Raw genomic sequence first — 11,671 nt, forward strand, 5'->3', positions numbered from 1 at the left:
ATCGCATTGACTATATAGTCGTTTTGACCTATAGGTGCAAATTGAAATTCGGCCGATCCCGATGCGAACGGCGAAGGGCCGCGAGGTCACACTCGGTGAGAAGGAAAGCATTCGATGAACTTTCAGTCCCAGAAGAATTTCCAAAGGGCAGAACGGCGTCTCCCTTTCGAATGCATTGCATTGGTGTTGCAAGGCGGCGGTGCGCTCGGAGTCTATCAGGCCGGCGTCTACGAAGCCCTTGCGGAAGCCGACATTCATCCAGATTGGGTTGCCGGCGTCTCCATCGGGGCTATCAACTCCGCGATCATCGCTGGAAACGAGCCGGCCGAACGGGTTGAGAAACTGCGGTCCTTCTGGCGGGAGATCACCGCCAATCCAGTTCTCGACTGGACTGCCGCCGCCGATGCTTTCGCTCCGAAGGGCAATCTCCCGCGCGCGCTCTTCAATCAATTCAGTGCAGCCTGCGCGCTCGTCGCCGGCGCCCCAGGCTTTTTCAGCCTGCGGCAGCCCGCGCCCTGGCTGCACTCGGATGGCTCGCTCCAAGGTACAAGCTTCTACGACACCAGCCGCCTGAAGAGCACTCTGGAGCGGCTTGTGGACTTCGACCGGATCAACGCGGGCGGCATGCGTTTCAGTGTCGGCGCGGTGAACGTGCGGACAGGAAATCTCGTCTACTTCGACAATGAGACGCATACGATCCGGCCCGAGCACGTGATGGCCAGCGGCTCGCTTCCGCCCGGCTTCCCTGCGGTAGAGATCGAGGGCGAGCTCTACTGGGACGGCGGCCTCGTTTCCAACACGCCGCTGCAGTGGGTCGTCGAGCACGGGACGCGGCAAGACACGATTGCCTTCCAGGTCGACTTGTGGAGCGCGCGCGGTGAGATTCCCCGCAACCTGGCCGACGTCGCGGCGCGGCAAAAAGACATCCAGTATTCGAGCCGCACGCGCGCCCATACCGACCAGTTCAAGCAGTACCAGCGCGCCCGGCACGCTCTCGCCAGCCTGCTTTCGAAGCTGCCGGCCGACTTGCTCGCCAGCGAAGAGGCAAGAATGCTGGGCGGGATTGCAGACCACAAGGTCTACAAGCTCGTGCACCTCATCTACCGCGCAAAACAGTATGAAGACCACTCGAAGGACTACGAGTTCTCGCGCTTGTCGATGGAGGAGCATTGGCGGGCCGGTTACTTCGATGCCGTTCGCACATTGCGCCATCCTGAGGCACTGAGTCGGCCTGACAATCTGGACGGGGTCAGCACCTATGACCTTGCCATCGACGGGCGGGAATAGAGGTCAGCCACCGCAAAGATGACTGACGTCCCCTGCCGGTCGGGAAGGCGACCCGGCTTCTCCTGAACGCAAACGAACCGCTCGATCCAGCCCAAAGGAATTTCATACATGCACCAAGACACCGTCCGGGCGAGGGCTTTCGCCATGCCCCTGACCAGCCCGGCCTATCCGGCCGGGCCATATCGCTTCCGAAACCGGGAGTATCTGATCATCACATATCGGACCGATCCGCAGAAGCTGCGCGACCTGGTGCCGGAGCCACTTCAGGTCCGCGAGCCGCTCGTGAAATTCGAGTTCATTCGCATGCCGGACTCGACGGGCTTCGGCGACTACACGGAAAGCGGACAGGTCATCCCGGTCTCGTTTCGCGGACGCAAGGGCAGCTACACCCACTGCATGTTTCTCAACGACCACCCGCCGATTGCCGGCGGACGTGAGCTTTGGGGCTTTCCCAAGAAGCTCGCAAGTCCGACGCTCCGAACGGAGACGGACACCCTGGTGGGCACGCTCGACTACGGCCCGGTCCGCGTTGCGACCGGTACGATGGGCTACAAGCACCGAGCCGCCGACCTCGCGAGCGTGAAGGCCTCGCTCGCCGAACCGAACTTCCTCCTCAAAATCATCCCGCATGTCGACGGCACGCCGCGCATCTGCGAACTCGTGGAATACCGCTTGGAGGAAATCAATCTGCAGGGCGCCTGGAGCGGCCCGGCAGCTCTGAACCTCTGGTCCCACGCCCTGGCCCCGGTTGCCGAGCTGCCGGTCCTGGAAATTGTCTCGGCCGTACACATCGTCGCCGACCTCACGCTGGCGCTCGGGAAGGTCGTGCATGACTATCTCGCGGAAGCCGAGCCTCACCATCGGAAAGGAAGAATCCATGAATTTGCAAAGTGAAGTCTTGTCGAACCAGCGGGTAGGTAGCGGCGGTGGCCGGCTTCTCGACAAGGTGGCGGTAATCACCGGAGCCGCGAGCGGCATCGGCAAAGAGATTGCGATTAGCTTCGCCCGCGAGGGCGCAAAGGTGGTCATCGCGGATCTTGATCAGAACGCTGCGCAAAAAGCCGCGTCCGAGATCGATCCGATGGGTAGACGCTCGCTCGGGGTTGGCATGGATGTCAGCAGCGAGGAGCAGGTGGAAAGCGGAATGGCGCAGGCGATCGAAACCTTCGGGCGCCTCGACATCCTGGTCAGCAACGCTGGCGTCCAGATCGTGGCGCCGCTTGTCGACTTCGATTTCGACAAATGGAAGAAGATGCTTTCCATCCACCTGGACGGCGCCTTCCTCACGACCCGCGCCGCCTTGCGCCAGATGTACAGCCAAAAGCGCGGCAGCATCATCTACATGGGATCCGTGCATTCCAAGGAGGCATCGCCGCTCAAGGCTCCTTACGTCACCGCCAAACATGGCCTGATCGGCTTGGCAAAGGTCGTGGCCAAGGAGGGTGCCGCCCACGGGGTGCGCACCAACGTGATCTGCCCCGGCTTTGTACGCACGCCGCTAGTCGGAAAACAGATTCCGGAGCAGGCGCGCGAACTTGGGATCTCCGAGGCGGACGTGATCAAGACCGTGATGTTAAGGGAGACGGTCGACGGCGAGTTCACGACCGTTCAGGACGTGGCGGAAGCAGCGCTGTTCCTGGCAGCCTTCCCATCGAACGCGCTGACTGGCCAGTCGATGGTGGTCAGCCATGGATGGTTCATGCAGTAGCAGGTTCGGAGACGCGCGCCTTCGCGCGCGCGCTCCCTCCTTATGCAGGATCAATCTCCGCTATTCGTCATATTTTTTTGCATTACACAATTGCACAATTCTCATATTGACTATGTAGTCGTTTTGACATACAAGTCCAAAATGAAATCGAGCCTCGGCCGCTGAGCCGGAGCTCCTTCATCATCAGTTCCCTGCAACCTCGATCCCTTTCGAGCGGAGGCTTTCATGCGCCTATCATACGGCCAATTCCTTTGTGTCTGTGTCGCCGGCCTTTGTCTTGCCGGCTGTTCCGAAGAGGAGAAGACAGCATTAGCAGCGCCAAGGCAGGCGCGCGTCGTGGTGGTGACACCTCACAAGCTCGCCACGGTCGCTGAGGGCGCCGGTCGCGTCCAGTCGCGTTATGTCAGCGAAGTCGGTTTCGAGGTCGGCGGCCGGGTCATCTCGCGCGATGTCGACATAGGCGCCATCGTCAAGAAGGGTCAGAAGCTTGCAGAGCTCAGTGCCGTCGATTACCGCAACAAGGTGACCGCCGCAGAGGCCGATCTCACGGCGGCCAAGGCCACGCTCGTCCAGGTCGTGGCCCAGGAGGAACGCTTCCGCATTCTGCTCGGCAAGGGCTTTACCACCCGTTCCCAGTACGATGAGGCGCTGAAGTCGCTGCAGAGCGCACAAGCTGCCGTCCAGGCGGCCGAAGCCAATCTCCGCATCGCTCAAAACCAGCTCGGCTACACGCAGCTGCTTGCACCCGACGACGGCATCGTGACGGCAACGGCGGCGGACCCCGGTCAGGTCGTCGTCGCGGGCCAGATGGTTGTCGAAGTCTCCCGCAATGACGCGCGCGAGGCGGTGTTCGCTGTCGCCGGCGCAGACATCACCGGGGCAAAGCTCGGCATGGCGGTGAACGTTTCGATCCAGGGCCGGCCCGATATCGCGGTCACCGGCACGATCCGCGAGATTTCCCCGGAGGCCGATAGTACGACCGGCACTTATCAGGTGAAGGTGGCGCTGGCTTCGCCGCCGCCAGAGATGCGGCTGGGGGCAGTCGTCGTAGGCCGCGTCGAAAACGAAGGAGGCCAGGAGGTCACCACGCTACCCCCGACCGCACTGCTGCAGTCCGGAGACGAGCCGCAGGTCTGGGTGATTGGCGGTGACGGCAAGGTTCAGCGCCGGAACGTCCAGGTGTTTCAATTCGATACGGACTCCGTCGTGGTCAGCCACGGGCTTTCGGCAGGAGAGAAGGTCGTGACCGCCGGCGTCAATTCGCTAGCAGACGGTGAGTTGGTCAACGCTGAGACGGAGGTGGAGTGATGACACGCTTTAATCTTTCAGAATGGGCCGTCCACAACCGGGCCATCGTCGTATTCCTCATGCTCGTCTGCGTCATCGGTGGCATCAACGCCTATGAGCGACTCGGCCGGCAGGAGGATCCGGACTTCACCGTGCAAACCATGGTGGTCCAGGCGGTCTGGCCCGGGGCCACCGCGGCCGATATGCTCACGCAGGTGACCGACAGACTGGAGAAGAAGCTCGAAGAAGCTCCCAAGCTGGATTACCTCAAGAGCTACACCAAACCCGGCCAGGCAACGATTTTCGTCTACCTCAAGGAGTCGACGCCAAAGGGCGAGCTCGACGACATCTGGTACCAAGTCCGCAAGAAGGTCAGCGACGTTCAGGCGACGCTTCCCCCTGGCGTGATCGGCCCCTTCTTCAACGACGAGTTTGGCGACGTCTTCGGCGTCATCTACGGGATCACCTACGACGGCTTCACGCCGCGAGAGGCCCGCGACTTCGCCGAGACGGCGCGGACCGAGTTCCTGCGTTCGTCCGATGTCGGCAAGGTCGAGATTTTTGGCGACCAGGACGAGAAGATCTATCTCAGCTTCTCACCCCAGAAGCTCGCCAATCTCAAGCTCAACCTCGACGAAGTGCTGACGGCGATCGCCCGCCAGAACGCCGTTGTGCCCTCCGGCGTCATCAACACGCCGCACGAGGACATGCTTGTCGACGTTACGGGCTCGCTCCTGACGCCCGAGAGTGTTGCCAACCTCAACCTCTGGATCGATGGGCGCTTCTACAAACTCACTGACATCGCCAAGGTTCAGCGCGGTTACGGCGACCCGCCCACGAAGATGTTCCGCGTCAACGGCAAGCCGGCCATCGGCATCGGCGTGAACATGCGCGAGGGCGGCAATAACCTCGACTTTGGTGAAGGCCTGCACGAGGCGGCCGAGCGACTGATGCATCGCTTTCCCGTCGGCATCAAGCTCAACCTGGTTTCGGACCAGCCCGAGGTCGTGCGCGAAGCCATCGGTGAATTCACCAAGGCGCTGTTCGAGGCGATCGTCATCGTGCTCGCTGTCAGCTTTCTCAGCCTCGGCTTCAGGGCAGGGCTCGTGGTTGCCCTGTCGATCCCACTGGTGCTTGCCATCGTCTTTATCGCCATGGAAGCGATGGGCATCAGCTTGCAACGCATCTCGCTTGGCGCGCTCATCATCGCGCTCGGCCTACTGGTGGATGATGCGATGATCACCATCGAAATGATGATCTCGAAGATCGAGGAAGGCATGGAAAAAATCAAGGCGGCTACCTTCGCCTATACTTCTACCGCCTTCCCCATGTTATCGGGAACTCTGATCACGATCCTCGGCTTCCTGCCAATAGGATTCGCCGACAACAACACCGGACAGTATACGTTTTCGCTGTTTGCGGTCATCGCGGTTGCGCTCGTGGCCTCCTGGTTCGTGGCCGTGATCTTCGCGCCGGTAATCGGCCTTTCCTTGTTGCCTTCCCGCATGAAGGCGCATGGCACTCATGGGCCTGGCCGCTTCATGCGCGCTTTCATTGGCTTGCTCGGTTTCAGCATGCGGCACCGCTGGCTCACCATCGCCGCCTCGCTTGCTGCCTTCAGTGCCTCCCTCTACGGCATGGGTTTCGTGCAGCAGCAATTCTTCCCCGCGTCGAACCGGCCCGAGCTTGTGGTAACGATGACGCTGCCGAAAAATGCCTCGATCGCGGCGACCGAGACCGAAACGAAGCGGCTGGAAGAGTCGCTTGCCAGCGACCCGGACATCGCCGCCTTCTCTTCCTATGTGGGCGGCGGCGCCATCCGCTTCTACCTGCCGCTCGACGTCCAGCTCGACAACGACTTCTTGGCGGAGACCGTGGTCGTCGCGAAAGACCTCGAGGCGCGAGACCGCGTCCAGGCGAGGCTCGAGTCGCTGTTTGCCGACAGCTTCCCGGACGTGAGGGCCCGCATCTCGCGCCTGGAGCTTGGCCCGCCCGTCGGCTGGCCGGTGCAATACCGCGTGAGCGCACCGACGACCGATGAGGCAAGGGACCGCGCGGAGGAGCTCGCAACGATTCTTCGGTCATCCGGCCTCGTGCGCAACGTCAACTACGATTGGGCCGAGAAGAGCAAGGAGCTGCGCATCGTGGTCGATCAGGATCGCGTGCGTCAGGCTGGCCTAAGCTCGGAACAGCTCGCGCAGGCGCTCGACCGCGTGATCAGCGGCTCGACGGTCACCCAGCTTCGCGACTCGATCTATCTGGTCGATGTCGTGGCCCGGGCCGAGAGCAGCGAGCGCTCCAGCGTTGAGGCCTTACGCAATCTTCAAATCCCCACTCCGACAGGCGCCTCGGTACCCCTGCGCGAGCTTGCCGAGTTCCAGTATGATCTCGACGACGGCTATGTCTGGCGTCGCGATCGACTACCCACCATCACAGTCCAAGCTGAGCCGCTACCGGGGCTGCAGCCCGCTTCTGTTCACGAGCGACTCGCAGGCGCGATCGAAGAGTACACCAAGTCGCTGCCGGCGGGCACTCTGCTGGAAACCGGCGGCACAGTCGAGAAGAGCGGCCAAAGCAACGCCGCGCTACTGGCCCAGTTTCCGCTGATGATCACGCTGATGCTTACCGTACTCATCGTGCAGCTAGGCAGCTTCCGCCGGATGGCGATGGTGATCAGCGTGGCGCCGCTCGGCCTCATTGGGGTCGCGATCGCGCTGCTGACCACGAGCACGCCGATGGGCTTCATCGCTATCCTCGGGATCATCGCACTTGCAGGCATGATCATCCGCAACTCCGTTATCCTCGTCGATCAAATCGAGCATGAGCGGGCGCGCGGCATCGATCCGTGGCAGGCGGTGATCGACGCGACCACGCACAGGTTCCGGCCGATCATGCTGACCGCGGCTGCAGCCATCCTTGGCATGATCCCCATAATGCACGACGTGTTCTGGGGGCCGATGGCCTACGCCATTGTCGGCGGGCTCGCCGTGGCCACGGTGCTGACCCTGGTCTTCCTCCCGGCCCTCTATGTCGCGGTCAATCGTATCCGGGAGAAGGACGAGCCGACGGCATCGCCCGAGCCGGATGCGATTGCTGCGCCCATTCTCGCACCTCAGCACTGAGAAGGGGATCGGCATGCCGGAAACGTCGTCCTCTCTCCTTCATCGCTACTTCGGATCGGATGCCACGATGTACGCCGGATCAGGTGAGACCGCCCGCGAGTATGTCGACAAGATGCTGCTCTCAGCGCTGCAGGAAGCGCAATCGGCGGCGCGCTCCTACGACACAAGGGCCCAGATCGTCGGCGTGGGCTACATCCTCGCCCTCAACCTAGTGCTGCGGTTCGGCGATCTCTTGCCGATCCATGCGCCAATCGGGCCGCTGTTTTATTCGGTCGTTTGGGGGATCGTGATCATGCCGATCATGCAGTTCGGCCACGTGCTTTATCCGAGCCGGATACGCGCGGAAAAGGAATTCAATGGCCAGGTGTCCGGGGCTTCCGCCCTCGCGCCGGTCTACTATGTCGACCCCGGCTCCTTCGCTGATGTCCGTACCCTGGTCCACCAGGCGTTGAGGTCCGATTGGACCTCGGTGCTGGCCACCGAATTGCTGAAGACCTCGCGTGTCCGGACCATCAAGCAGGCGCGCTTCCACCGCGGCCTGCTGATGGCCGTTTTGTCCTTCATCGTGCTGGGTGGCGAGCAGTTTCTTCGAAGTTTCACGCTGGCCTAATGAGCAACATGACAAATTTGAACGAGACCACGAGCTATCAGGCCGGGGAGTGGAGCAGCCGGCCTCACCTCCTTTTCCGCTACCCCAAGGGAGAGCTTCGGCTCGGCAAGGATCAACTCCTCCGCCAGGCCGGCGCCCGACCGGAAAGTCCAAGAAGAGTCGCATAACTATGGACCCAGCAACAATCACCGCCGTCTCCGCACTGGCCGGTTCCGCCATTGTCGCCTTGGCATCCGTCGCCACGAGCTGGCTCACCCAGCATCGTCAGAATCGTATGCAGCGGCTCGAGCAGGAGGCCTCGCGTCGCGAGCGGCTGTTCGGCGAGTTCATCGACCAAGCATCGAGGGCCTATGCTGACGGAGTGGTCCAGGAACGCCTGGATGACCCGGCCAAGCTGGTCCCGATGTACACCGCCATCAGCAAGCTTCGCCTATTTGCGATGCCAGGCACCATCGGGGCTGCCGAGGCAGTGCTGGAACACGTCGTCACGACATACGAGACGACTTCGTCCGCCTTGGCGGCCCGGAGCTCGCGCGTGGCCGCCCATGACATTCTGCGCGCGTTTGCAGAGGCCTGCCGCGCGGAGCTGACGTCCGTGCGCTAACTCCGGGAAGACTTGCACGCTGAACAAGTTCATCAGCGCCGCGCCTGTACCAAAAGAAGCCAGCTCGCCGTCCAATATTGCGGGGATGGGAAGGGCAGAAACGCTCGCCGTCCCCAGGCCCCGTCACGGACGAACGCGGATGATCGTCTTCCCCGTGCGTCGGTCGATCGGGTTGAAGGCGGCGACACGGTCCACGCGTCAATTCGGGCGCCATTGCCTCAACCTCTTCGATCGAGGGGGTTGCTAGCGCTTTTGGCGATTTCATCAGAAACCCGTCTCCTTTGGAAAGCGAGATGGACATTCGCAATTTGCGGATGGGATACACGATATTCTTCTACACGCCAAAGCAGTCGGCATCAGCAGCACGGAGATCGAGGAAGATACCGCTAGCGTCTATGGCGGAGAGGCTGTCCGCCGTGGGCCGCCACCAAGCTGTTGTAACAGCGACAAGTTTATCCAGGCGACAAACTTGTCCCCACTTGCTTCCCCACTTTTTCGCGCTTGCTGGCCCCTCCTAGCTGCAGGCCCCCACATCCAGGCTTCAGACTGCAGACGCGATGAAATGACCGCCGCCAGCAAGGTCTGTCGAACCGACCTGTTCGCGAACATTTGCGATGCAGTCCTCCATGCCCACAATCAGGTCCGCGTGGAACCGCGCAGTGTCGGGAGAAGTGTCGGAAGGTTCGGATCCACTGACACCCGGCCGGCATTTCGGCGACGCTGCTCAGGATTTCATCCCGATCCGAATGTCGGGCGATAAGTGCTGCAACTAATGCCTGGAGAACAACCACCGTCCCCGCCGTCTTGACGTAGGAGTCGGTCGAAAGCATCTGCGTAGCCATGACTTCGATATCCCCGTTAACAACGGATCATCGAAGCATGGCGGCGGCAACTTCACTATAGGTATCCAAAAAGACCAGAACCGCGGCCAGCGCCGGTCGATCTACATCGCTCTGTGAACTTCGTACTGAGATGCCGCCCCTACTGCTGCGCAGATCTGTCCGCGCGAGCGTTTTCCTCCGCTAGCCCCGCTAGCGCCTGCTCGACCTTCTCTCCTGCGGCGTCTGTAAGTTCGATGTGATGGATAACCTGGTGCGTCAGAAGCGCCAGCCTTGCAGCGCGATAGATGCTGCTATGCTTCACAGTGTCGATGTCAAGGGTGGCCATCATCGCGCGGTCGCTGCCCTCAGTGCATGCTCGTCTGAGCGATCTTCTCAAAGCGTGCTCTTGCATCGACCACGCGTCGTCGCGCCGACCTAATCCGGCAGCAAAGGGCTAGGTTGATACCGACGCCGCAATCAAGGGCGCGCTTGACGATTTCGGGGAATGGGCGGCCCGCCTACATCTCGTTGTTCTCGATGATGCCGGCTTCGCTGTCGGGCAACTGAGCAGCAGTTGGCGCCGGGGATTTCCTCAGCTCACCCCAAGCGCCGCCGCCGTTTTCGGGGATGAAACTCGACGCAGGTGGATTCGAGAGCAGCGCGGACTTCGTTCTTTGAATTTCTCCAGGGGCCGGGCGACGTCACTGATCGAACTGCAAAAGACCGAGCCCGGCTGGGAAACTGGCCGGGCTTTTTTAGCTCACTTTGAGTCGGTGCGAAGCACAGTGTACGACGACGTTGTCGCCGCGCCGGAACTGTTACCACGCGTTACGCGCACTGTAGTAGGTCCGCTCTTTGCAGGGGCAGGCGCAACGGTCGCGGTCGAGGCTACTGTCTCGGTCACGTCTGTCGCTCTGGCATAGAATAGCTCGCCATTCGGCGAGACGCCCCATCTCGCGATATCATTCTCATCTCTGATCGCCTGGCAACGTCCAACCGTTTTTTGACCAGCGCGCGGAACTCTCGATATCTGATCAGTCAGCGCTTGTTCGCATTGGGACGTGGTCGAAAAGATCGTGGGCTTTGCGGTCGGCGCTCGACATAGCATCAAATCGGGAGTGCACGACAACAGCACCATAATGGCAGACGTTACCGTATCCATCGCCCTTGGCCTCCGCGACGTAACATAGCTCCAAAGCTGAGGCTGCGGAATGGTTCAAAACAGAATCGAACCCACTACCTCACGGTGGCGGGCTTTTCTTCGCCTGCTACTTACCGTGATATGGCCAAGAACAAGCCGCCAGCCGACCATCATTTCGTACCGCAGTTTCTTCTCCGAAACTTCGTTGACGATGCTGGCACTTTGCACGTCTTTGATCGGCGAACGCCTGCTCGAGGCGTGTTCAACAATCCACCTGGTAAGGTCTTCTTTGAACGCCAGCTTTACACCTCGGTTGAAAAAGACCTGTCTAAAAACGTCGACCTTGAGCTCGCTTTTGCCCATCTGGAGGGCATTGTAGCGCCTCTGATAGCGCGCATCGTGGAGATGGCGAAACAGAACCGAGGGGTCGCACTGCATTCATACGAACGTCAGTTGCTTGCGATCTATACCTACTATCAATGGAAGCGGGTGCCGGACAATTTTAGGCAGTTTTCCAGCCTCGCAACCTTCCGAATGGATGGAGAGAAGGCGCTTCGTGAGTACGAGGCTCGATATCGCCCCTTGGACGACCACGAAAGAGAGTACTTCGGCAAGGATGAGACCTGGCGCCGGATGCTCCAAAACGTCCGTAGCGACGTGATCGCCAAAGGGAACTTGTCCATTGTCGCTACCGTCGAATCAATGAACCTCTGCATCGTGAAGATCTCGAACCCAAAGAAGGCCTTCATCATATCGAGCTATCCGGTCTACAAACTCAGTTTTCCAGGCAGAGCCGCACTCACCGACCCCACCGTTGAATGGTGGTTTCCTATTTCCTCCGAGGTCTCGCTGGTTTGGACAGGAAGAGGTCGAGAGACCTTTTTCGATCCCTCGCCGGCGGGGACGAGATACGACGTCTAAATCAGGCAGCGGCGGCAAAAAGCAATTTGATCGCCTCGCGGTCTTCGGCACTGACGCGGTCACTTACCGCATATGCCGGCGTTCAAATAGGCACGGAAGGCAGCCAGAACAGCCGGTGAACACGCTGCTACCATTTTGCTACCGAACTCGGTAGCACGCCAAGGACGAGA

Annotated in this window: 8 protein-coding genes; all 8 read left to right on the top strand. The window is 60.7% G+C overall.

Going from position 1 to position 11,671, the window contains the following annotated elements:
- The first annotated feature begins 114 nt into the window (after window positions 1–114).
- The 8 genes from AC1RUK_RS04420 to AC1RUK_RS04455 all read left to right on the top strand — a co-directional run bounded on the left by AC1RUK_RS04420 (window position 115) and on the right by AC1RUK_RS04455 (window position 11,501).
- Window positions 115–1,287 carry a patatin-like phospholipase family protein gene (locus AC1RUK_RS04420; RefSeq protein WP_481836629.1) on the top strand — a complete coding sequence of 391 codons (1,173 nt, stop codon included), beginning with the start codon at window positions 115–117 and terminating at the stop codon, window positions 1,285–1,287.
- A gap of 108 nt (window positions 1,288–1,395) precedes the next feature.
- Window positions 1,396–2,181, top strand: a complete 786-nt coding sequence (locus tag AC1RUK_RS04425) for an acetoacetate decarboxylase (RefSeq protein ID WP_481836628.1) — start codon at window positions 1,396–1,398, stop codon at window positions 2,179–2,181.
- On the top strand, window positions 2,165–2,995 hold the full coding sequence (locus tag AC1RUK_RS04430; protein ID WP_481836627.1) for a 3-hydroxybutyrate dehydrogenase: 831 nt from the start codon (window positions 2,165–2,167) through the stop codon (window positions 2,993–2,995). The genes AC1RUK_RS04425 and AC1RUK_RS04430 overlap by 17 nt, the downstream gene beginning before the upstream one ends.
- A gap of 225 nt (window positions 2,996–3,220) precedes the next feature.
- Entirely contained in the window at window positions 3,221–4,303 is a 1,083-nt protein-coding gene (locus AC1RUK_RS04435) for an efflux RND transporter periplasmic adaptor subunit (protein WP_481836626.1), read from the top strand.
- A complete protein-coding gene (locus AC1RUK_RS04440; protein ID WP_481836625.1) occupies window positions 4,303–7,404 on the top strand; it encodes an efflux RND transporter permease subunit in 3,102 nt (1,033 codons plus the stop codon). The genes AC1RUK_RS04435 and AC1RUK_RS04440 overlap by 1 nt, the downstream gene beginning before the upstream one ends.
- Before the next feature lie 67 nt (window positions 7,405–7,471).
- Window positions 7,472–8,014 (top strand): hypothetical protein, encoded by a 543-nt coding sequence (locus AC1RUK_RS04445; protein WP_481836624.1) that lies wholly within the window; start codon window positions 7,472–7,474, stop codon window positions 8,012–8,014.
- A gap of 169 nt (window positions 8,015–8,183) precedes the next feature.
- Window positions 8,184–8,618: a hypothetical protein gene (locus AC1RUK_RS04450; RefSeq protein WP_481836623.1), complete on the top strand. Its 435-nt coding sequence runs from the start codon at window positions 8,184–8,186 to the stop codon at window positions 8,616–8,618.
- Window positions 8,619–10,721: 2,103 nt separating this feature from the next.
- Window positions 10,722–11,501, top strand: a complete 780-nt coding sequence (locus tag AC1RUK_RS04455) for a DUF4238 domain-containing protein (RefSeq protein ID WP_481836622.1) — start codon at window positions 10,722–10,724, stop codon at window positions 11,499–11,501.
- The last annotated feature ends 170 nt before the right edge of the window (window positions 11,502–11,671 follow it).

This window comes from Mesorhizobium monacense (assembly GCF_056781675.1).